Below are 21,495 nucleotides of genomic sequence, written 5' to 3'. Positions count from 1 at the left end.
AATGAGAGTGATTTAGCGTTTACGCCAGTGTTGCGTATGCTGCAAAATCACGTTGCCTAATAGCCAGTGAACAAGACGAGCTAGCATACAAGTGAGCATAATCATGACCGCCATGGCGGCCGCTGGGGCAATGTCCCCTGCATCATCCATGTTCAACACAGCAACTGATGCCAAGCTAGTATTATAAGAATATAAGAAGACCACGGCCGAGACAGTGGTCATGGCATTCACAAACAAATAACTGGCAATGTCTAAAACAGCAGGCATACAAACCGGTAAAGAAACGCGCCAAAAGGTGATGATCTGCGGTACTTTTAACGAGGCAGAGACAGATTCAAATTCCGGGTCAATTTGCTTTAGCGCCGTGGTTGCAGTGAGATGGCAGACAGTATAAAAGTGGCTAATAGTACAAACCACTAAAATCGCCATGGTGCCATAAATACCATTTAAGGGATTATTAGGCGCATTGAAAAAGAAAATATAGGCCAAGCCCAATACTAATCCCGGAACCGCTAATGGCAAGATGGCAAACAAATGAAAGAAAAACTTCAGTAATTTAAATCCGGCTAACTTTGCGACCAAATAGGACTGGAAAAAAATAAAGCCTGTGCCAATCAGTGCCGTATAAGCGGCCATTTGAATGGAATTCCAATAGGAATCCCAGCCACCGCCGTCCATCAGATCAAAATTATAATTCTTGAAAGATAAAGAGAGATTATAAGGCCAAAAGGTCACCAAAGAAGCGTACACCGCCATGGCAATGACCCCAAGAATGATCGCAGAAACTAACATCATTAAAGCGAAAAAAGCTTTATCTATCATGTTACGAACGGGTGGTGTCCAAGGCACCGCTTTTGACGTGAGTAAGGCGGACTGACGACGCTGTAGCCAACGATCAGTAATAAACGTCAGGATCGCAGGTAATAATAAAATGACACTAACGGTAGCACCCATTTCAAAGTTTTGTTGACCAATGACCTGCTTATAAATATCCGTGGCTAAGACATTGAATTGACCGCCGATGACTTTAGGTACGCCAAAGTCAGTAATGACCAAGGTAAAGACCACAAACGCCACACTGATGATGCCGTATTTGGCTGCGGGTAGGGTCACGGTAAAAAAGGTTCGCATGGGCGAAGCGCCTAGTACCTCTGCTGACTCGTACAGACGAGCATCGGTATTCGCCAGAGCCGTTAGCATGATCATCAAGGCGTGTGGAAAGGTCCAAAAGCACGATCCTATAACAATACCAATAGGGCCATAAATGCTTTCGCCCATTAGTACTTCTTTTAAAATGCCTTGGTTACCAAATAAATACACCAAGCTGATAGCAGGTAATAAAGAGGGCGCTAAGATCGGCAATACTAGGACAATGCGGAAAAAACCCTTTAGAGGAATACGAGTCCGGCTAATGGCATAAGCCGTTAAAAAGGATAATCCCGTGACAATCACAGTAGAAAGCAAAGCGATAAAGAGAGAGTTACTAATTGAGCTAAATAAACTGGGCGTTTCAATAAATTTGGCAAAGTTCGCTAGGCCAATAAATTGCCCGTCTTTGTTTTCTACACTCTTTGAAAGCAAGGTATAGATGGGCATGACGACGCAAATTAATAGGCCTAATACGCCGACAATTAAAATACCGCCTAACGACCATTCATCCAGACTACGTCGTCCATACCAAGGGCGCTTAGTAATGGTTGGAGCTGGGCGAGTTAGAACTAATTCACTCATGCGGCACCTCCAAATACATGCAAACGATCATGGGGTAGCTGACAGGTAATCGTTTGGCCTTGGGATAAGTTGAGGCGTGACATTTCATTCATGGAAATATCTGCCAAAATGGGGCGTTCATGGTTTTCCAAGTGCAGTAAAGAGCGCACCCGGGAGCCGAGAAATTCAAGGTGTAGAACTTTTGCATTGAGCAGGTTGTCTTTTTCTCCAGCGATATGGAAACGCACGTCTTCTGGTCGAATAGCCAGTTGTGCCGCGTCGCCAAACATCAAGTGGGAAGATTGGTCACAACGTAGAGTCAAACCACCAGATTGCATTTGGCCTGTGCCGCTGACTTTAGCGCTTAGAAAATTCATTTCGCCCACAAATTCAGCCACAAAAGGAGACTGAGGGTGAGCATAGACGTCTTGTGGAGAACCAATTTGCTCAATAACCCCTTGGTTCATCACCACAATTTTATCCGCCATAGTGAGGGCTTCTTCTTGGTCATGGGTAACCATGATGGTGGTCACGCCAAGCTTTTCTTGCAGTTGCTTGATTTCTTGGCGTAAGTGAGCACGAACACGGGCATCAAGAGCAGAAAGTGGCTCGTCTAATAATAGCAAACCGGGAGACGTAGCAAGGGCGCGAGCAAGGGCAACGCGTTGCTGTTGACCACCAGAGAGTTGCGCTGGGTATTTTGCTTCACTGCCTGACATGCCAACGGTAGCAAGTAATTCTGTTACGCGAGCTCGTCGGTCGTTAGCGGAAAACTTTTTTGATACCAGACCGTAGGCAATATTGTCGGCTACACTTAAGTTAGGAAATAAAGCATAAGATTGAAAAACGATGCCAAAATCTCGCTGGCTAATAGGGCTGTGAGTAATATTTTTTTCAGCTTGTAAAATGGCGCCGGAAGTGGGGGTGTCTAGTCCCGCAATAATGCGCAGTAGACTCGTTTTGCCACACCCCGAAGGGCCTAAAAAACAAACAAACTCGCCCTCATCAACATTGAGTGAAACGTCTTTTAATGCTTGGTGTGTGCCAAACATTTGATGGATATTGTGGAGTTCTAAATAGGTTTGCTTGGACATGGGGAGGTCCTCCTTGAATTGGGGCTTTTTTTGTCATGAATACGGTTACGATAATGGTGCTCAGATTGGTATTTATGACAAAAAAAGCCGGGTGGTTTTACTGTGTTTCAAATCGCAACAATGGGAATAAAGCGTTGCTTTATTCCCATTGTTTGGGTGATGTCTTATTTTGATTCGCTTTTGCTGTCGTAGCGCTTTTGCCACTTCGCTAGGATTTCTGTACGGTTTGCCGCTGACCATTCAAAGTCATTATCAATCATTAACGATTCCGCATTTTCTGGGAAGAACTCAACCGGCTTAGCAATACCAGGCATGGCCACTACAGCGTAACCTTCGTTGTACATTTCATTAGCTGTTTTAGAAATTGTCCAATCTACCAGCGTTTTTGCTGCGTCTAATTTCTTAGTGCCCTTAACAATTGAGGTCGCTTCCATGTCCCAACCTAGACCCTCTGTTGGGAATACTATGTCTAATGGTGCGCCAGACTTTTTCGATTTTGCGGCACGGAAGGCGAAGGATATCCCAATTGGAATTTCACCTGCTGCCGCTAATTTACAAGGCTTAGAGCCAGAGTGAGTATAACGGCTGATGTTTTTGTGTAGGCCATCCATATAGTCCCAGCCACCGTCTTCACCAAAGATTTGCAACCAACTACTGACGTCTAAGAAACCTGTACCAGAAGAATTCGGGTTAGGCATAATAATGTGGTCTTTGTAGACTGGATTTGTTAGGTCTGCCCATGATGTTGGTTTTGGTAGGCCAAGCTTTCCTGCTTCGATAGTGTTGTAGCAAATGGCGGCAATCCAAGCATCCATACCAGTCCAAACTGGTTCTTTATATAAGTCTTTGAATTTTGGGGAAAGTGCGTCATAACCTTTAGGCTTATAGCTCTGCAGCATGCCTTCATTTTTTAACAGCATTAGGCTGGTGGCTGCTAGCCCCCATACGACATCCGCTTGAGGGTTGCTTTTCTCCGCAAGTAATTTGGCTGTAACGATACCGGTAGAATCGCGTACCCAGTTAATCTTGATTTCTGGATGTTCTTGGTTAAAACGAGCCGCATACTTTTTCAGGTCTTCTGCTTCAATTGCCGTATAAACAGTCAATTCGGTCTTTGCAGCCTGCGCCGCGATAGATACGGTTGCGATGCCGGCCAAAACAGCCAGACGTTTGATTAGGGTCTTCTGTGTCATCTTTACTTCTCCATGCATCAAGTTGTCAACTGGTATATACCAGATTGTATTATGCAAGATAACAGCCAAACATGACACTTATGTGACGATAAGAGCGCATTCCTGTGGAAATAGAAGGTGCTGAATGTAAAAAATGCGTGGATAAAAAGGTAAAAAAGAGATTTAGGAGGAGGTGTGTTTTTTGTTATTAATCGCGAATAGCTATGTTAATGGTGACGGCATCATGACGCCAAAACTCGTAGTCAATCTCGAGGACTTTTTTATCACTGGTGTAGTTGATCCTTTCTACCTGTAAACCCGCTTGTCCTGTAGAGATACCAAGGTCATTAGCAGCATGGGAAGGCAGAGCTGTGGACTTAAAAGAGAGATCCATATCACGGTATTCACGTTGGTATTTTTGCTGTAATAATTGGCTTAAAGACTGGCTTAAATCTTCATTTTCTAACCCGGGTAATAGGTCGAGGTTAATGTACATTTTTTCAATCAAAATAGGACGTAGATTGATGTAACGACGGCGATGCAAAAAAAGCACGGGAGTGCCTTCCGTTATGCACATTAATTGAGCGATTTTTGCATTGGCTGGTTCAACTTGTTGCGCCAGCTTTTCCGTATGAGGTGTACTGCCCTGCTCGGCCACGTATCGATTAAAGCTTAAATGGCTAGCTGGGTCATAAACGACTGCCGGTGGGGTGACGAACCAACCACGGCGATTTTGACGATAGATTAGTCCTTCTGCTTCTAGGTTTTGTAGTGCTTGGCGTACGGTGACGCGAGTGACTTTAAACGCTTCACCAATTTCTCGCTCAGATGGCAGTTTGGTACCTGATTTTAGCTTGTTGTCCCGGATAAGGTCGCTAAAGTGTCTCTGTAAATAACGATATTGGCTATTAGGCATGTCTATTCCTAATGAAAGTTTAGCTTCAAGGGCGATCTGAAATTGATTGATCCATATTTTACATGGAAGTGTCATTTTACGTTACTAGGGAGTGAGAAAAGTAACCTGTAAAAATGTGTGTTTTCGCTGTATTTGAACATTTATTTTGCTATGGAAGCGTCAGTTGTTTACAAAAAATTGCCGATCTCTCAAAGCGTGTCTGAAAAAATTCAGCTATCGTTAAGAAATGAATGTTCAGGGAGAATCAACATGAAGAAAAAGGAGAATCAAATGCAGCATTTTAGTCAATTGCTTGAAGACTTAGAAAAAATATCGTTAGAAGATATTTCGCAAATACCCCAGCCCCAACAGCATATTTTGGCAGAAAAGATCGAAAGTTTGCAGGACGAACTAAAGACCTTGATAGAAAAGGATAAGAATCAGACTCATTGATCTTGCCCTCTTTGTTTACTGCCGCGCCAGCACTCAAATTACCTTAGTTAACGTACTTTCTTTTTCTGTTCCAGCCAAAAAAAGACCGGCCTAAGCCGGTCAAACGTTCAGCGCAATGATGGTTTTATTCCCAAGAACGAAGTAGCTCATCATAGGAAACAGTAACGCCTTGTGGTTTTTCGTTGGCTAATTTTGCTTTTGGCGAACCCGGTTGAGACAACCAGTAGGCTTCGTCACGAGGTGTATTCAACTTAGGACCGCAGTTATCTTGTACCTTAGCTCGCTCAAGACGGTTCATTACCTTGTCTTGTGCTTCCGCTAGACCATTAAGCGCTTCTTGTGGTGTGGCTTCACCGCTTGCGGCTTGCGAGATGTATTGCCACCAAAGTTGCGCTAGTTTTGGGTAATCCGGTACGTTCGTTCCTGTTGGCGACCATTCTTTACGAGCAGGCCCTTTATAGAATTCAACTAACCCACCCAGTTTAGGTGCTGCAGCTGCCATTTCTGGAGAATCGATATCAGATTCACGAATCGGTGTTAAGCCAACCAGTGTTTTTTTCAAGGAGACGGTTTTCGCCGTAGTGAACTGAGCGTATAACCAAGCGGCTAGACGACGGTCGTCTGGGGTAGAGTTCATGAAGGTCCAAGCGCCAACGTCTTGATAACCTTTTTTCATGCCTTCTTCCCAGTATGGCCCAACCGGAGAAGGTGCCATACGCCATTTTGGTGTGCCGTCTGCATTTACCACAGGAAGACCTTGTTTGGTCATGTCTGCGGTGAAGGCGGTGTACCAGAAGATTTGCTGAGCCACGCCACCTTGAGATGGCACTGGGCCAGATTCAGAGAAGGTCATGCCTTGGGCTTCTGGTGGCGCATACTTACGTAACCAATCGACGTATTTAGTCGTAGCGTAAACGGCAGCTGGGCCGTTGGTGGCGCCACCACGGGATACGCTAGAACCAACAGGGTGGCAATTCTCAACACGAATGCCCCATTCGTCTACTGGTAAACCGTTTGGAATGCCTTTGTCGCCCGCTCCGGCCATGGAGAACCAGGCATCGGTGAAACGCCAGCCTAAAGATGGGTCTTTCTTACCGTAATCCATATGGCCATAAACACGCTCACCATCGACGGTTTTCACTTTGTCCGTGAAGAATTCTGCGATGTCTTCATAGGCAGACCAGTTGACTGGAACCCCTAGATCGTAGCCGTAAATGGATTTGAATTGTGCTTTTAGGTCAGCGCGAGCAAACCAGTCAGCCCGGAACCAATAAAGGTTAGCGAATTGCTGCGTGGGCAGTTGGTAAAGTTTACCGCTTGGACCTGTAGTGAAAGACAAACCGATGAAATCATCAAGATCTAGGGTTGGTGAGGTATAAGCCTTACCATCGCCTTTCATCATGTCAGAGATAGGCACCACTTTACCGTAGCGGAAATGGGTACCGATCAAGTCGGAATCGTTCACGTAAGCATCGTAGATGTTACGGCCAGATTGCATTTGTGTTTGCAGTTTTTCGACCACGTCACCTTCTTGGATCAGGTCATGGTTGACCTTGATGCCAGTGATTTCTTCAAAGGCTTTCGCCAGTACTTGAGACTCGTATTTATGGGTTGTTAGGGTTTCTGACGCGACATTGATTTCCATACCGCGAAACTTTTTTGCGGCTTCGGTGAACCAGTGCATTTCGTCAAGCTGTTGCTGTTTGGTTAGCGTCGAGACGGTGAATTCGTTATTTACCCATTTATCCGCTGCGTCAGAATAGCTGTCAGCCCATAGGCTGACTGAGTGCAGCATAACAGCAAGGGGTAAGGCGGCCAGTGCAATTTTTTTCTTATTGTAGTGCATGTTTTACCTCAACAAAGTTTAGTTTTTGAGTTTCCATACCAGATATTCCATCGTTCCTACTGATAAGGGACGCTGACTAGCCCCAACGCATTAGGATGATCATCCAGACTGCGCAGAGGACGGTTGCCACCGCGATATTCACATCCGTTAAGGCAACGAATGCGAGGTGGATAAAGGCGCTGCTAAGCAGGCCAATAAAGAGCCGATCACCACGGGTGGTCGCCAGTGGCAAAAAGCCACGACGTTCCACACAGGGTGAGATAATTTGCCATGTGGTCATGCCGACCAAGATGGCAGCGATGCCGATAAAGAACAGGGCAGTGGGTAATGTCCAAGACATCCAAGCCATAGGAACTCTCCTTACACTCGACCAAGGGCAAAGCCCTTCGCCACATGGTTACGAACAAAATAAATGACCAGCATTCCCGGAATGATCGTGAGAACCCCCGCTGCCGCGAGTAGTCCCCAATCCATGCCTGAAGCAGAGACCGTTCGGGTCATGATGGCAGCGATGGGTTTGGCTTCGACCGAGGTCAAGGTACGGGCCAGTAATAGCTCTACCCAAGAGAACATAAAGCAGAAAAAAGCCGTTACACCGATACCAGAGCGAATCAAGGGAATGAAGATTCGCACAAAGAATTTCGGAAAGGTGTAACCATCGATATAGGCCGTTTCGTCTATTTCCCGGGGCACACCGCTCATGAAACCTTCCAGTATCCATACCGCTAGGGGGACAGTGAAAATACAGTGGGCTAGCGCCACTGCGATGTGTGTATCGAATAAGCCCACTGAGGAATACAGTTGAAAGAAAGGCAGTAAGAACACAGCAGGTGGGGCCATGCGATTTGACAGTAGCCAGAAGAACATATGCTTGTCGCCAATGAACTTATAGCGGCTAAAAGCATAAGCAGCTGGTAAGGCTACCGATAGGCTAATCACCATGTTCATGGAAACGTAAAAAATTGAGTTCACATAGCCCATGTACCAGGTTGAATCGCTAAAAATCTTGGCGTAGTTTTGCAGGGTGAAATTGTCAGGGAAGAAGGACAATCCACTGAGAATTTCAGTGTTGGTTTTAAACGACATGTTAACGAGCCAATAAATAGGCAGTAACAACAACACGACATACAGCACCAAGCCAAAACGACCACGTAGATTGGCATTACGGGCTTTGCGTTCGGCACGGCTATAAACCGGTGCTTGTGCTTTTGATGATGGCATTTTATCTGCTCCTACTTGTCTTTTTGCATGTTCATGATGGTGGTGTAGAACACCCAACACACCAACAAGATGATTAAGAAGTACACCAAGGAGAACGCCGCCGCTGGGCCAAGATCAAACTGGCCTATGGCTTGCTGTACTAAAGATTGGCTCAAGAAAGTGGTCGAGCTACCTGGGCCTCCACCGGTTAGGACGAAGGGCTCGGTATAGATCATGAAGGAATCCATAAAGCGCAATAACACTCCAATAATCAGTACATTAGTGAGTTTAGGTAGCTGGATATAACGGAATACGGCCCAGCGCGACGCTTGGTCGATGCGCGCGGCTTGATAGTAAACTTCTGGAATGGCGCGTAAGCCTGAATAGCATAATAGAGCGACCAAGGGCGTCCAATGCCAAACGTCCATTAACACCACGGTCAACCAAGCGTCGATTGGATTGGAAGCGTAGTTATATTCGACCCCGATATAACTCATAAAAGCACCGAATAAGCCGATGTCCGCTCGACCAAAAATTTGCCAAATGGTGCCGACCACGTTCCATGGAATGAGCAAAGGAATCGCCACTAGAATCAGTGCCAAAGAAGCACCTCGACCTTTGGTTGGCATCATTAGGGCGACGCAAATACCAAGCGGCACTTCGATGATAAGGATAGTGAATGAATAGATAAACTGACGCAGCAAGGCATCGTGTAGGCGGCTATCGAGTATGACTTGCTTGAACCATTCGGTACCAACGAAGTAGCGAGTATAGGGGTCAAATATATCCTGAACGGAATAGTTTACTACCGTCATCAAAGGAATGATGGCAGAGAAGGCAACGATCAGGAAAACCGGCATGACAAGGAACCATGCCTTGTTGTTTTCGACTTTAGTTTGCATGATCTGTCTCCTTATCAATAGCGCTAACGCTTAAGTCAACGAGATAGTCGTCTACATAGACCTTGGTCCATTGCTCTGGAAAACTCACATACACTTGCCCAGAAGGGATTTGTTGGTCTTCACTGAGGCGAGCTTTCATGACTTGACCATGGAATAGGAAGGACAAGATCTTGTAGGTGCCTAGATCTTCTACGTAATCTACTTCCACTGGGAAAGCGTCGTCGTTTTTACCGTCCCACACATGCACAAACTCAGGACGAATACCCAAGGTCACCTTGCTGGCTCCCATGGCTTTTAAACGGTTTAGCATGGCATCGTTGGTGGCAATCACATGTTCACCAAAAACGATCTGGCCATTTGCGCCATTGTTTAATTCAGTTTGCAGCTTTGCTTCAAAGAAATTCATTCCCGGGCTACCAATAAAGTAGCCAACAAAGGTGTGGGCTGGGTTTTCGAATAACTCTCGTGGTGTGCCGAACTGGACAATTTGTCCGTTGTACATGACCGCAATTTTATCGGCGAAGGTGGACGCTTCTAGTTGATCATGGGTCACATACACCATGGTGATATTGAATTGCTCATGAATCTGCTTGAGCTTACGACGCAGCTTCCATTTCAGTTGTGGGTCAATCACCGTAAGGGGTTCATCAAACAAGATGGCTGATACATTGTCTCGCACTAGGCCGCGCCCCATGGAAACCTTTTGCTTTTGGTCCGCAGACAGGCCTTTGGCTTTGCGTTTTAATTGGTCTGATAACTCTAGAATTTCCGCGACTTCGTGTACTTTTGATTTCACCTTATATTCTGGGACACCAATATTACGTAGCGGAAACGCCAAGTTGTCATATACCGTCATGGTGTCGTATACCACGGGAAATTGAAAAACCTGTGCTATGTTGCGTTCTTCCGGCTTTAATTCGTTTACTCGTTTGCCATCAAACAGCACTTCGCCTTTGGACGGCTCTAATAGGCCTGAGATGATATTGAGCAAGGTTGATTTGCCACACCCGGATGGGCCAAGCAGAGCAAAAGCGCCACCCTGCTCCCAAACATGGGTCATTTCACGAATAGCATAATCTTCTGGTGACGTTGGGTTTTCTGTATAGGTGTGAGCTAGGGCGTTTAACGTAATGGATGCCATGGTTATTGATCCCTCATTCGTGCTGGGGAATGCACCATCTTGCCTTGATCGTCAAAGGCATAAAGCTTGTGCGTTGGAAAGTAGACTTTAATCTCTTCATCCACCTGATAGGCATGTACCCCAGAGAGGTGTAATACCAAATCAAAGTGAGGATTGTGTACATGTAAGAAGGTTTCCGAACCGCTGATTTCGGCGAGATCAACTCGTACTGGCAGTTCTAAGTCATCGTCGGAATGGGGCACTAAACCGATATGGGAAGCACGTACTCCAAATTGATAATCGCCGGGTGTTAAGCGACGCAAGTCACTGTTCAAACGAAAATGTACGGTATCATCGAAGGTGACTTCTTCTTCATTTACTCGACCGGGTACCACATTGATGGGGGGCTCAGAAAACATTTCCGCGGTAATGATGTCTTTGGGCTGATGATAAACCTCAGCGGTTGGCCCCATTTGCAACAGTCTACCTTCGTTCAACACCGCTGTGTTACCACCTAATGCCAGTGCTTCGTTCGGTTCTGTGGTGGCGTAAATAGCAATGCAATTACGGGCTTTAAATAGGGCGCGTAATTCTTGGCGTAATTCTTCTCTTAGCTTGTAATCTAGGTTAACCAGAGGTTCATCAAAGAGGATAATTTGTGAGTCTTTGACCAGTGCTCGGGCCATTGCCGTACGTTGTTGCTGACCACCAGAGAGCTGTAATGGTAGACGCTCAAGGAAAGGGTCAATGCGCAGCATTTCAGCGGTTTCTCGTACGCGACGGTCGACTTCTCTTTCATCCATCTTGGCGAGGCGTAACGGCGAGGCAATGTTTTCGTAGACGGAGAGGTTCGGGTAGTTGATGAATTGTTGGTACACCATGGAAATGTTGCGTTCACGCACGGCTACACCGGTCACGTCCACCCCATTCATGAGGATTTTTCCTTTGGTTGGTCTATCGAGACCCGCCATGAGTCGCATTAGCGTGGTTTTACCAGACAAGGTGCGGCCTAGTAAGACGTTGAAAGAGCCCGGTTCTAGGGTCAGGTTGACCTCATCGATCCAAGTTTCGCCTTCAACAACGCGCGATACATTCTGCAGCGTCAGAGACATTGTAGGTACCCTTTTTGTTGTTATTATTTTTTATGTAGTGTGTTTATTCACAAAAATTACCTAAGCGTAAAAACGAACACACTTTGTTTCCTAGTACACTACAAATGCCATGCCAAAAATATTTTTAGGCTAAAATGTCTATTTATCTTTTTGATAAATAAGAGTTTTATTGTGTTTATTCGATATTGATCATTATTTTCCTTTTCGAAAAGGGACTGTTCACGACTGTTCACGACTGTTCAAAGTGTTTACAGTCCACATAATAATGAACACTTGATGCACAGTTGCGTTCTCTTGCAGTTGCTTATACAGGTGTCGATAAATACTGGTGTATGGATTGACGTTCCTACGCCCCAGTGACTTTGGAGCTGGATATGCAAGACGAAGAACAACAAGAAAGTGCAGCAGACAGCATGGATGAAGGCGCGAGCCTTAAGCAGAGCCATAAGGATCGTATTCAGGCTTCTTGGTACCGTTGTGAGCAATTCGGGTTGGAGCATGGTAGTCGCCCAGATTTTGCTACCTTGCCGGCAGGCACTTTGAATGATCTGGTTGATCAGCATCGCAGCCTATTAGAAACCACCGAAAATGAAGTGCTTCCCTATTACGAAAATATCTTGAGTAATTCTGCCTGCATGATTGTTTTGGCTGATCGCCAAGGCCATGTATTAAATACATGGGGGCAACCGCGTTTTGGCAGTGCGGCTGAGCACGGTTTAGTTGGTGGTAATCAGTGGAGCGAAATGGGCGCAGGAACTAACGCCATTGGTACTGCGCTGATCACAGGGGAAGCCATACAAGTTGGTCGAGACGAGCATTTCTTGCGGGCGAATCGTTTTATGGTGGGCTCGGCTTCACCTATCTATAACACCAAAAATGACTTAGTGGGTGTGTTGGATATTTCATCAGACGCTTACCTGCCGCAGGATCATACCTTTGGTATGGTCAAACTTATGTCCTTGAGTGTGGAGAATCGACTGATTTTTTCCGCCTTTCAACAGGAACATTTCATTCTTAGTTTTAATACCAATGTGGTGAGTTTGGACAGTCATTGGTCGGGCATATTAGTGCTGGATGAAAATGGCACTATTGTGTCAGCCAATCGCCGCGCCGAAGTGGTGTTAGCGCGAGACCTGGCACTACTTAATATTAATCAGGTCTTTGATATTGAGATGCGGGAAATTAAGCATCACCCTTCCAGTTTACCGATGAAATTACTTGCCATGGGACGCTATCAGTTTTATGTAAAAGTGATTCCTCCTGTGCAGCAAATTATGCGCGTACCGGACTTTCGGCAAAGAGCGGGCTATGTGGCGCCATCACAGCTGGAGGACTTTGTTGCTAGTAAAAAAGAGCCCTCTCGTGCTCAGCGCGATGAGTCAGCAAAAGCAATACTTTCATCCATACCTGATAACGTGATTCCGTTGGCGGAATTACAGCATGGAGATGAGCGAGTAGCGCGTTTAGTGCGTCAAGCTCATAAGATCATGGAGAAAGATATTCCTATTTTGATCCATGGAGAAACAGGTGCGGGTAAAGAGATTTTTGTGCGCAGTTTGCACTACCACAGTTCCCGCTCTAAAGAGATGTTGGTGGCGGTAAACTGTGCGGCTATTCCCGCCGAACTGGTTGAATCTGAGCTGTTTGGTTATGAAAAAGGGGCTTTTACTGGGGCGCAAAGCAAAGGCTCAATTGGGCTTATTCGTCGTGCTCATCGTGGTACTTTATTTCTTGATGAAATTGGTGAAATGCCAATGGCGGTTCAGTCCCGTTTACTGCGAGTTTTGCAGGAGAGAGTAGTAACACCTTTGGGTTCAACTGAAGTCTATCCTGTTGATATCAAACTGATTTCAGCGACTAATCGGGCGCTAAAAGCAGAAGTAAAAGAAGGTCGCTTTCGACAAGATTTGTACTATCGAATTTCTGGTTTAAACATCGAGCTTCCTGCCTTGCGAGAGCGCAATGATAAGGCAGCTTTGATCCAATACCTACATAATCGTTTGCGCCAAGAGGAGCCCGGTCCGGCGCTGTCTCAAGCAATGCTTAATTTGTTAATGAAGCACCCTTGGCCCGGTAACATGCGACAGCTCGCCCATGTACTCAAAGTTGGTATGGCGATGGCGGATGAAGAGGTGTTGGAAGACTGGCATTTGCCTGACGATTTTTTTGAAGACCTCGATGCAATGGTGCAATCTACTTTAGAGCAAGCTAACTTAGAAAAATCAGGTTTGTCGTCGGCAGAAGATAACAAGCCAGAGCACGAAGAACCGTTGGATAAACTGATTCCTCGACTACTACAGGAGTCCAAAGGCAACATATCACAAACCGCGAAAGCCGCAGGGGTCAGCCGCAATACGGTTTACAAATACGCTAAATTAAAACTCGAAAGCGAATAAGATGTTGTAAATTGTAATCTTGTTTTTTTGTGATATTTTTATTGTGCTAGCTAGATTTTTCAAAAAAGACTTATATATCAGCTATTTAATTTATTTTCCAAATGCAGCAAGCATTTTTTTGAAGATTCTTTTGTCATTTGCCAGTTTCTATTCACTAAAGTTTACAATTTTTACTTATATCGTGGTTATTTAATTGCTATAGATACATCTCTTCATTAGTAAGAATTATTGGATATTTCATGTCCCCAAAATCAAGGATGCTACTTGCTATCCTTATTAATTTTTCTTTGGTAGTAATTTTAGCTGTTTCTTTATGTCTGCTTGAAAGAACATGGCAACACAGCAGAGACGCGGCGATTAAAGAAAAAATAAGACAAAGCTATGTTTCAAAAGTAGAAAAGCATCTTGATGAAGTCACCTCTTTTATTGCCTCTATAGCAAAAGAATATTCAGGAAGTTGTGACCGGCAGCTGGTATTGCATATGCGTAAACAGCTGTTCAATATTCCCGGTGCAATCGAACTTGGAGTGATTGAAAAAGAAGGTGACCATGGTGTTGTTGTATGCAACTCATGGGGTGAAAATGAAAGGGTCGAGGTTAGGCAACCGATTCCTCATAAGGGCTTCTTAATCACTGGCCCCCATACGATCAATTCATTAGAAAAGCCTATTTTTGTTATCAAGCAGACAACCGGTAATTTTGAATACAATATTATTATTAAAAAAAGCAGTGTTGATGCTTTCGTAGAGAATCGTGCGGATATTGTTGTTTCCACCCAAAGTCAGCAGGCAGGCACAAAGTACCGTGACTCACAGGTCATAGAAAACCTTTCTTATATGATTTCTCCCTCCGCTTATACCAACAAAGTGTATAACCTTTATTTTATTCCCACTACCATATTGTTATTCATTGTCTGCTTTTTTCTGGTGACGCCAAAATGGGTTAGGGGAATCGAAAAAAATACGTTGAGACGGAAGATCAGAGGTCATTATTATTACAATGAGTATCAGCCCATTATTGATACGAGAAAGCAAAAATTGTTTTCTATCGAAGTATTTTTGAGAAGCAAAGATGGCGTTAATGCCAAGGACAGTATTGATAAAATAAAAAGCCTAGATCTGTGTGTCGAGCATACCATGCTACAAATCCAGCAGATTGAAATGAGTTTCGACCGAGACTTCATAGAGCAAAATAGCTTCCAAGTGAATATCTTGAGTTTGCATCTGGAAAGTGATTCTTTTGTCGAGAAAATGCTCGGCCTAGATGGCTTAATCCGCAATAGCTTGATATTTGAAGTGGTTGAAGATGAAGACCTGATGTTACAGAAAAACATTATAAAACAGCATATGAACATACTGAAGAATAACGGCTACCGCTTTGCGATTGACGATTTCGGCATAGAGTATTCTGGTTTATCTTATATCTCTGAATTTGACTTTGATATTGTCAAAGCGGATAAGATTTTTATTGTGGATACGGGTAAGAATACCACCATCCTAAAATCTATTATCGCGTTAACTAATGAGCTTGGTATCGACTGTATTGCTGAAGGGGTTGAAACCGCCTTTGATAACGAAAAAATCAGTAGTCTAGGGATCCATCTTCAGCAAGGCTGGTATCACGGCCGCCCTATGAGTGCCGAACAAATTGCCGTCTATCAAGTGAAAATCCCTCTATAGTAGGGTGAGTCCTTAAAGGGAAAACTGTATACCGACCAAGCCTTGCCTGATCGGTATTTCCGAAACTAGTCGCTTAAGTCGGCCAGTTCATTGATGGTGAGAGGCTTGATGGGCATGCGAATATGATAATAGCCGACCTGCTCTTGAGAGACTTGGTTGGTCTGAGCAATAAGGTTACTGACCGTAAGGCCACATAAACGGCCTTGGCAAGGTCCCATTCCAGCTCGGCAGAAAGCTTTGGCTTGGTTCGGGCCTTTGCAGCCTTGCTTGGCTATTTGCCTAATTTCACCAGCACTGACTTCTTCACAACGACACACTATGGTGTCGTCTGGTGGTGTTAAGAAGGTTTGGGCGGGCTGGTAAAGCTGATCTAAAAAAGGTCGTATGGCCTGTTGTTTATTAAGGGACTTGTTGGCCTGCTTGACTTCACTTTCTACTTCACCGTCGCCGAGGTTTTTGACTTGCTGAGCGATTTTTAAGGCACTGAGTTTACCTTGCCACTTGGCGGCGATAGCCCCTGCTATACCGCTGCCGTCACCGGCGATAAAGATGTCTTTTCTTGAGCTTTCTCCCCATGCATCGACAACTGGCTTCCAGCACACTTGTAAGTTATTCCATTTATGGTCAAGGCCTAATGCTCGGCTTAATTGCACATTAGGCACAACACCTTGATGAACAAGCAGGCTTTGGCAGTCAAGCTGAACCATGGCATTTTTAGTGGAAGCGATAACTCCTGTTAGCTGTCCATCAATGCCTTCGATGGCTTTCAGTTCTTTTACATGTTTGATGAAACGGATACCGGATTTTTTTAGTGTCCAAAGCAGTCCCATACCTTTATATAAAAGAGGGAGGTTTTTTAAAGCATTCGCAAAGTGTGGTAACGCTCGCCATAGTTGACCTTTTGGTGTGGTGTCTAAAATAGCTGAAATAGTCACGCCTGCTTTCATTAGTTGTACTGCTATTAGCAGCATTAGAGGGCCACTACCAGCCAGTACTAATGGAGTCTTGGGCGTCAAACCACTGGTTTTTAAAAGTATTTGTGCCGCACCGCAGGTCATCACTCCAGGTAAGGTCCAGCCAGGAAAAGGAACAGGGCGCTCTATGGCGCCACTGGCGATGAGGATTTTTTTAGCCCTAAAAAGTTGGCTTTTACCATGGTAGCTGAAAGCAACCTGATTTTTTTCGTCAATTGACCACACTACACTGTTAGAAAAGTAAGACACTTGGCTCTTTTCGAATGGCTGGAGTAGGTCTTTGCCAGTATAGTAATCTTTGCCTAATATTTTGGGGTTGTTTAGCGGTGAGTATTTTATCGCTCGATAAATTTGCCCACCAGGAGACGTTTGTTCGTCCAATATAGCAACAGATAAACCTTTTGTTGCGGCTGTTGTGGCGGCACTCATTCCCGCAGGGCCAGCACCTATGATGATAAGGTCGTAGCTCTTTTCTTTGATATTTTGTGGTGTCATTTTATTGCCTGCCTTGTTCCATCTTGTGTTTGGATGTCCATATTGGCTTCGACTTTTACCATACAGCCTTGAATGTTTTCTTCACCATTGACTCGTACAAGGCAATCAAAGCAAACCCCCATCATGCAATAGGGTGCGCGCTTTTTACCGCTGACAGGTGTCTTTCTATTGACATCGACACCCGATAATAGAATGGCCGCGGCAACACTGTCATTGGGCTGAACCATGACCTTTTTTCCATTGATGGAGACTTGGATGGCCTCAGACTCACGTATGGGTTGTCGATTAAAGCGAGAATCGGTTGGCATGAAACACCTCCCAAGCAGGGTTAAATTTGTCGTTAGAAATCCAATCTGCCAAGGGCCCTTCATGGAAGGCACCTAGGGTGACACCGCTGTGACAGGTCACAAGGTAAGCACCCGGGTGAGATTCAGATTGCTCGTAAATAGGATAGCCATCAGGTGTCATTATTCTCAGTGCTCCCCATGCTCTGATGAGTTGAACATCTTTAAGAATAGGAAACATTTTACGAGCTCTTGAAGCAATCTGAGCCATCACTTCTAGGGTAGTGCCCTGATTAAAGCCTACGTCTTCTTTTGAGTCACCTATCTGAACGCTGCCTTCACCGGTTTGACGTACATGCCCTGTTGGATAATTAATAAAGTGCTTTACCCGTTCACTGACCAAAACTTGTCCGCGGTTAGGCTGTACTGGGGCATTTAGACCTACCATAGGGGCTAATGTTTTATTACCAAGCCCAGCTGTAAGTACAACTTTTTCGCAATGGAATGTGGTGTTTTTTTCTGTTGTTAGTATGAAGTCTGTAGATTGTTTCGTTATGTTTACTACACGACCTTGGTGAGCCAGTTTACCGCCGCGCTTCAGAAACAATTCAGTCATAGAGCGTAAGTAGAGAAGAGGGTTTAAGTGTCCATCTTCTGGGCACCAAGTCGCTCCAACAACCTCTGGACCTGCTTCGGGGAAAAACTCTCTGACTTGTTGTAAATCTAAGGTTGAGAATGGGTAGTCATGGTTCGCAGCCTGTTTCATTTTTGTCAGCATAGTCTGGCGTGCTTGAAGTTCTTGTTCACTCAGGCATAAATAAAGTCCACCCTTTTGTTCTAGTTGAATATCAATGCCCGTTTCTTCTTGGAGAAGGCTTGCAAAAGGTTTCCATAAGCTGGCAGATTGACGTGTAATACTGGCGTATTGAGGTTGTGTGTCACCTTTTCCCTGTACCCAAACGAGACCGAAATTGCCACGGGAAGCTCGAAAGGCATCATCACTTTCGTCTAGCAAGGTAACTTTGTGACCATGCCGCAATAGACCGAGAGAAATTGCTAACCCAACAATGCCACCGCCGATGACGCAGATATTCGAGCTTTGTTGGTTCTCAGAAAGATACATAAATGGAGTTGTCCTTAGGTAGGAAGGTGGTTCGATAAAGATTGAACCACCTAATGTAATGGCTCTCAGTTAGTGGGCACCGATAGCTTTGTCTAAAACAGAGTTAGCCCAGTCTGTACCTATGTCTTTAATGACTACAGGCCATACTTTTTCACGTACAATCTTGGCTGTTTCTTCTATTTCTTGATCTGTCACAGGTTCAATGGTCGCACCTGCTTTCACCAGTAACTGCTCGTTTCGTTTCTGATCTGTCTCTGCTGTTTTCCATCGAGCTGCCTCAAATGTTGCAGCAGCTGTCATTAAAGCGTCTTGCTCTTTTTTGTTTAGGTCAGCAAAGATTTCTTTGTTGATAATCAAATACCACATCTCAAAATGGGTGTTGATAGGAAGATAAGATTTGGTTACGTCTCTGAATGATGCGTAATAACCCTCAGCACCTGACCCCATTACGCCATCAACAACACCAGTTTGAACGGCGGTGAAAGCTTCAGAAAAAGGTAAAGGAGAGCCAATAAAACCAATATTATCAGCGGTGAGCTGGAATGCTTTTACTGGTGGAACACGTAATTTAGCGCCTTTTTTAATGGTAGGGTCTGCTGCATTATTAATATGTTTGTTTAATGATATGCCACCGAAATAAACAGGCCACCCGGCCAATACTTTAATATCTTGTTTTCCGTAAAGGTCACTTACTGTATTACGAAGCGATGAATTAGGAGCGAATACTTTTTTTGCATCGGTCCAGTTTTTTACGAGGTAAGGCATATAAACGACTTGGAAGCGTTTATCAGCAGCAGAGGCTGGCGGTTGAACGGCCATATCAACAGCACCTAATCCCACGCGTTCTTGTACTAGGGTGTAATCTCCTAGAGCACTAGCAGGGTATATACGAACTTTTATTTTCTCGTTCGTTGCTTTTGCAACGTCGTCCGCAAAGTGTCTAACGTCCACATCTATGGTCGCGCCTTCAGGACGGACGTGCGATAGCTTCAGTGTTGTAGCATACAAGGGGGCTGAAATGGCGAGGCAAACCGAAGTGAGCAGAGACCATTTTTTTAATACATTTTTGTTCATTTTCATTTCTCCAATTGTGATTGTGGTTGTGAGTGTTTCTCACGTTGTTTTTATTTCTTGTTTTATTGCTTTTTTCTTAGTAACCAAAGGCGCTTGGTATGTATTCTGATAAATCAGGCCAAACAGAGACTAGGATCACCACCGGAACATAACCAAAAAGCAACAGTGTCATGGCGGGCCTAACCACCTCAGTGAATTTCACCTTGCCGATACGAGCGCCTAAATACAGAATGCTTGCGTAGGGAGGTGTTACCCCCCCCATGGCTGTGTTTACGCCCATGATGGCGGCAAACTGTATTGGGCTGATCTCCAAAGCAGTCATCAGAGGGAGCAGCAAAGGGGCGGTTAAAATAATGGCAGTGATATCATTGACCACCATGCCTATGAGGAATAGGAACAGGTTGATGAGGATCAACAGAACGATCTTGTTGTCGGTAATTTGAAAAATAGAATCAACAATGGCTTGTGGGATATTTTCGATCACAAAAATCTGACTGAGCATGAGACTGAAAAGAATCATGATTAAAATACTACCAACAGCTGTTGCCGATTCTTTACCTGCGTCAAAAAAGCTTTTTAGGGTGAGACCTTTATAGATAAAGAAGCCAACCGGAAGCGCATAAATAACAGCAATGGCGGCCGCTTCGGTTGGTGTCATGATGCCACCATAGATGCCGCCAAGGATAATAACGGGCATCAATAACGCAGGGCCCGCATGGACTGATCGCTTAGTGGCTAATTTGAACATTTCCGAGGTATTTAATGGCTCATCCATGACTAAGGGGAACTTGCGTACCATCACCAAGTTGACAATGGCGAAGTTCAGCATGATGAGCAGACCAGGCCCGAGTGTTGCCAAAAAACTTGCTAGAATAGACGTGTCCGTGACCCAGCCATATACAATCATGGTGACACTCGGCGGGATCAGCAACCCCAGAATCGAAGAGTTGGCGATTAAAGCGGTTGCATAAGCTCTTGGGTAACCTTTTCTTTCCATTTCAGGAATTAACAGAGGGCCAATGGCCGCTATACCTGTTAAGCCACTGCCGGAAATTGCCCCTATGATGGCGCAACAAACGGTCGCGACGACGCCGAGACCACCGCGAATCCTACCGACAAAAATATTCACGAAATTCAGCAAGCTGCCAGCGATTCCACTGACACTCATAATGGTACCAGCAAAGACAAATAGAGGGATGGCTAACAGGATAGGGTTGGTCAGCTGACTAAAGCCCCATAACATCATCCCGCGCATGGTTGATTCACCTATGAGGGTCATCACCATTAAACCAGCGCCAAAACAGTAAGGAAGTGGTACACCAAGAGACAATAAAATGACCAATACCGCAAAGGACAACAAGGCTATTTCAATCATTTTATTGTCCTTTTTTAGTTGCAGTTGAGGTGAGTGTTTCACTAGTCAGTACGTCATTGTCTTGTTTTGGATGATTTTTTATTAGCGTCATGAAGTTTCTATAAAGGTGGTTTATGGTAAATAAGGTCATTAGCGCTAAACCGATAAAGAGCGCTGATTCATAGACAAAAGTTGGCAGATAGAGGGTTGAGGTTTCTTTCCAAACGCGCATTGAATAGGCGAAGTAGCGCCAAGCCCACCAAGTTAACCAAGATGAAATAACGATACTTATGAGGTCGGAAATAAGGTGAAGAACTAACTTTGCTTTATCTGTTGAAAGAAAGATTTCAAGCACATTGGCGCGGATTTGTGTGTCTTCTCTTGAGGCGTTAACACTACCTAAAATATAGAGCCAAATAGTGGGGATAAGAGCCATTTCCTCTAAGCCCATGACGGGGGTTTGAAACACATAGCGGGTAATGACTTGTATGAATTGACTCACCGCGACAAGGCTAATCAGCGCGGTAAGTGTGTATTTAAAAACTCGTTCCATTGTGACCTCTTGATTATCATATTTTTTTAATGAGGTTGTTATCAATTTGTTACCTACCC

19 protein-coding genes are annotated in these 21,495 nt (G+C 44.7%); 3 read left to right on the top strand and 16 right to left on the bottom strand.

Annotation, left to right across the window (positions count from 1 at the left end; translation table 11 throughout):
* Positions 1–12: 12 nt before the first annotated feature.
* The 4 genes from I8J31_RS00200 to I8J31_RS00185 form a co-directional block, all read right to left on the bottom strand.
* Positions 13–1,731: a putative 2-aminoethylphosphonate ABC transporter permease subunit gene (locus tag I8J31_RS00200; protein ID WP_199466173.1), complete on the bottom strand. Its 1,719-nt coding sequence runs from the start codon at positions 1,729–1,731 to the stop codon at positions 13–15.
* Positions 1,728–2,804, bottom strand: a complete 1,077-nt coding sequence (locus I8J31_RS00195) for a putative 2-aminoethylphosphonate ABC transporter ATP-binding protein (protein WP_199466172.1) — start codon at positions 2,802–2,804, stop codon at positions 1,728–1,730. The genes I8J31_RS00200 and I8J31_RS00195 overlap by 4 nt, the downstream gene beginning before the upstream one ends.
* Positions 2,805–2,968: 164 nt before the next feature.
* Complete coding sequence (locus I8J31_RS00190; protein ID WP_199466171.1) at positions 2,969–3,997, bottom strand: putative 2-aminoethylphosphonate ABC transporter substrate-binding protein; 1,029 nt, start codon at positions 3,995–3,997, stop codon at positions 2,969–2,971.
* A 187-nt stretch (positions 3,998–4,184) separates the two neighbouring features.
* Entirely contained in the window at positions 4,185–4,892 is a 708-nt protein-coding gene (locus I8J31_RS00185) for a UTRA domain-containing protein (RefSeq protein ID WP_199466170.1), read from the bottom strand.
* Between the two features lie 249 nt (positions 4,893–5,141).
* Here I8J31_RS00185 and I8J31_RS00180 point away from each other — a divergent pair, with 249 nt between their 5' ends.
* A complete protein-coding gene (locus tag I8J31_RS00180) occupies positions 5,142–5,324 on the top strand; it encodes a hypothetical protein (RefSeq protein WP_199466684.1) in 183 nt (60 codons plus the stop codon).
* A gap of 124 nt (positions 5,325–5,448) precedes the next feature.
* Here I8J31_RS00180 and I8J31_RS00175 read toward each other — a convergent pair whose 3' ends face one another.
* The 6 genes from I8J31_RS00175 to I8J31_RS00150 all read right to left on the bottom strand — a co-directional run bounded on the left by I8J31_RS00175 (position 5,449) and on the right by I8J31_RS00150 (position 11,504).
* Positions 5,449–7,170, bottom strand: coding sequence for an ABC transporter substrate-binding protein (locus tag I8J31_RS00175; protein ID WP_199466169.1), 1,722 nt, complete (start codon positions 7,168–7,170; stop codon positions 5,449–5,451).
* 76 nt (positions 7,171–7,246) lie between these two features.
* Complete coding sequence (locus I8J31_RS00170; protein WP_199466168.1) at positions 7,247–7,519, bottom strand: DUF2160 domain-containing protein; 273 nt, start codon at positions 7,517–7,519, stop codon at positions 7,247–7,249.
* 11 nt (positions 7,520–7,530) lie between these two features.
* Entirely contained in the window at positions 7,531–8,391 is an 861-nt protein-coding gene (locus I8J31_RS00165) for a carbohydrate ABC transporter permease (protein ID WP_233402515.1), read from the bottom strand.
* An 11-nt stretch (positions 8,392–8,402) separates the two neighbouring features.
* Positions 8,403–9,272: a carbohydrate ABC transporter permease gene (locus I8J31_RS00160; protein ID WP_199466167.1), complete on the bottom strand. Its 870-nt coding sequence runs from the start codon at positions 9,270–9,272 to the stop codon at positions 8,403–8,405.
* Positions 9,262–10,413, bottom strand: coding sequence for an ABC transporter ATP-binding protein (locus tag I8J31_RS00155; protein WP_199466166.1), 1,152 nt, complete (start codon positions 10,411–10,413; stop codon positions 9,262–9,264). Before I8J31_RS00155 ends, I8J31_RS00160 begins: the two co-directional genes overlap by 11 nt.
* A 2-nt stretch (positions 10,414–10,415) precedes the next feature.
* On the bottom strand, positions 10,416–11,504 hold the full coding sequence (locus tag I8J31_RS00150; protein ID WP_199466165.1) for an ABC transporter ATP-binding protein: 1,089 nt from the start codon (positions 11,502–11,504) through the stop codon (positions 10,416–10,418).
* Positions 11,505–11,878: 374 nt separating this feature from the next.
* On the opposite strand from I8J31_RS00150, the gene I8J31_RS00145 reads away from it, so the two are divergent.
* Together I8J31_RS00145 and I8J31_RS00140 are read left to right on the top strand one after the other, a co-directional pair.
* Complete coding sequence (locus I8J31_RS00145; RefSeq protein ID WP_199466164.1) at positions 11,879–13,900, top strand: sigma-54-dependent Fis family transcriptional regulator; 2,022 nt, start codon at positions 11,879–11,881, stop codon at positions 13,898–13,900.
* 239 nt (positions 13,901–14,139) lie between these two features.
* Positions 14,140–15,579, top strand: coding sequence for an EAL domain-containing protein (locus I8J31_RS00140; protein WP_199466163.1), 1,440 nt, complete (start codon positions 14,140–14,142; stop codon positions 15,577–15,579).
* Positions 15,580–15,644: 65 nt separating this feature from the next.
* Here I8J31_RS00140 and I8J31_RS00135 read toward each other — a convergent pair whose 3' ends face one another.
* The 6 genes from I8J31_RS00135 to I8J31_RS00110 form a co-directional block, all read right to left on the bottom strand.
* On the bottom strand, positions 15,645–17,048 hold the full coding sequence (locus tag I8J31_RS00135) for an NAD(P)/FAD-dependent oxidoreductase (RefSeq protein WP_199466162.1): 1,404 nt from the start codon (positions 17,046–17,048) through the stop codon (positions 15,645–15,647).
* Entirely contained in the window at positions 17,045–17,356 is a 312-nt protein-coding gene (locus I8J31_RS00130) for a (2Fe-2S)-binding protein (RefSeq protein WP_199466161.1), read from the bottom strand. Before I8J31_RS00130 ends, I8J31_RS00135 begins: the two co-directional genes overlap by 4 nt.
* Entirely contained in the window at positions 17,334–18,455 is a 1,122-nt protein-coding gene (locus I8J31_RS00125) for an NAD(P)/FAD-dependent oxidoreductase (protein WP_199466160.1), read from the bottom strand. The genes I8J31_RS00130 and I8J31_RS00125 overlap by 23 nt, the downstream gene beginning before the upstream one ends.
* 69 nt (positions 18,456–18,524) lie before the next feature.
* Complete coding sequence (dctP, locus tag I8J31_RS00120; protein ID WP_199466159.1) at positions 18,525–19,529, bottom strand: TRAP transporter substrate-binding protein DctP; 1,005 nt, start codon at positions 19,527–19,529, stop codon at positions 18,525–18,527.
* 76 nt (positions 19,530–19,605) lie between these two features.
* A complete protein-coding gene (locus I8J31_RS00115; RefSeq protein WP_199466158.1) occupies positions 19,606–20,904 on the bottom strand; it encodes a TRAP transporter large permease in 1,299 nt (432 codons plus the stop codon).
* Position 20,905: 1 nt separating this feature from the next.
* Positions 20,906–21,436 (bottom strand): TRAP transporter small permease, encoded by a 531-nt coding sequence (locus I8J31_RS00110; RefSeq protein ID WP_199466157.1) that lies wholly within the window; start codon positions 21,434–21,436, stop codon positions 20,906–20,908.
* Positions 21,437–21,495: the final 59 nt, after the last annotated feature.

The organism is Marinomonas transparens (assembly GCF_016463975.1).
GTDB classification, from domain to species: Bacteria; Pseudomonadota; Gammaproteobacteria; order Pseudomonadales; family Marinomonadaceae; genus Marinomonas; species Marinomonas transparens.
Note: the sequence above shows the minus strand (reverse complement) of the source record. Positions and strands in the feature narration are given on the sequence as shown.

Excerpts from the sequence above, each read along its gene's own strand:
- I8J31_RS00200 (WP_199466173.1), bottom strand. The coding sequence starts at position 1,731 with ATGAGTGAATTAGTTCTAACTCGCCCAGCTCCAACCATTACTAAGCGC.
- I8J31_RS00195 (WP_199466172.1), bottom strand. The coding sequence starts at position 2,804 with ATGTCCAAGCAAACCTATTTAGAACTCCACAATATCCATCAAATGTTT.
- I8J31_RS00190 (WP_199466171.1), bottom strand. The coding sequence starts at position 3,997 with ATGACACAGAAGACCCTAATCAAACGTCTGGCTGTTTTGGCCGGCATC.
- I8J31_RS00185 (WP_199466170.1), bottom strand. The coding sequence starts at position 4,892 with ATGCCTAATAGCCAATATCGTTATTTACAGAGACACTTTAGCGACCTT.
- I8J31_RS00180 (WP_199466684.1), top strand. The coding sequence starts at position 5,142 with ATGAAGAAAAAGGAGAATCAAATGCAGCATTTTAGTCAATTGCTTGAA.
- I8J31_RS00175 (WP_199466169.1), bottom strand. The coding sequence starts at position 7,170 with ATGCACTACAATAAGAAAAAAATTGCACTGGCCGCCTTACCCCTTGCT.
- I8J31_RS00170 (WP_199466168.1), bottom strand. The coding sequence starts at position 7,519 with ATGGCTTGGATGTCTTGGACATTACCCACTGCCCTGTTCTTTATCGGC.
- I8J31_RS00165 (WP_233402515.1), bottom strand. The coding sequence starts at position 8,391 with ATGCCATCATCAAAAGCACAAGCACCGGTTTATAGCCGTGCCGAACGC.
- I8J31_RS00160 (WP_199466167.1), bottom strand. The coding sequence starts at position 9,272 with ATGCAAACTAAAGTCGAAAACAACAAGGCATGGTTCCTTGTCATGCCG.
- I8J31_RS00155 (WP_199466166.1), bottom strand. The coding sequence starts at position 10,413 with ATGGCATCCATTACGTTAAACGCCCTAGCTCACACCTATACAGAAAAC.
- I8J31_RS00150 (WP_199466165.1), bottom strand. The coding sequence starts at position 11,504 with ATGTCTCTGACGCTGCAGAATGTATCGCGCGTTGTTGAAGGCGAAACT.
- I8J31_RS00145 (WP_199466164.1), top strand. The coding sequence starts at position 11,879 with ATGCAAGACGAAGAACAACAAGAAAGTGCAGCAGACAGCATGGATGAA.
- I8J31_RS00140 (WP_199466163.1), top strand. The coding sequence starts at position 14,140 with ATGTCCCCAAAATCAAGGATGCTACTTGCTATCCTTATTAATTTTTCT.
- I8J31_RS00135 (WP_199466162.1), bottom strand. The coding sequence starts at position 17,048 with ATGACACCACAAAATATCAAAGAAAAGAGCTACGACCTTATCATCATA.
- I8J31_RS00130 (WP_199466161.1), bottom strand. The coding sequence starts at position 17,356 with ATGCCAACCGATTCTCGCTTTAATCGACAACCCATACGTGAGTCTGAG.
- I8J31_RS00125 (WP_199466160.1), bottom strand. The coding sequence starts at position 18,455 with ATGTATCTTTCTGAGAACCAACAAAGCTCGAATATCTGCGTCATCGGC.
- dctP (WP_199466159.1), bottom strand. The coding sequence starts at position 19,529 with ATGAACAAAAATGTATTAAAAAAATGGTCTCTGCTCACTTCGGTTTGC.
- I8J31_RS00115 (WP_199466158.1), bottom strand. The coding sequence starts at position 20,904 with ATGATTGAAATAGCCTTGTTGTCCTTTGCGGTATTGGTCATTTTATTG.
- I8J31_RS00110 (WP_199466157.1), bottom strand. The coding sequence starts at position 21,436 with ATGGAACGAGTTTTTAAATACACACTTACCGCGCTGATTAGCCTTGTC.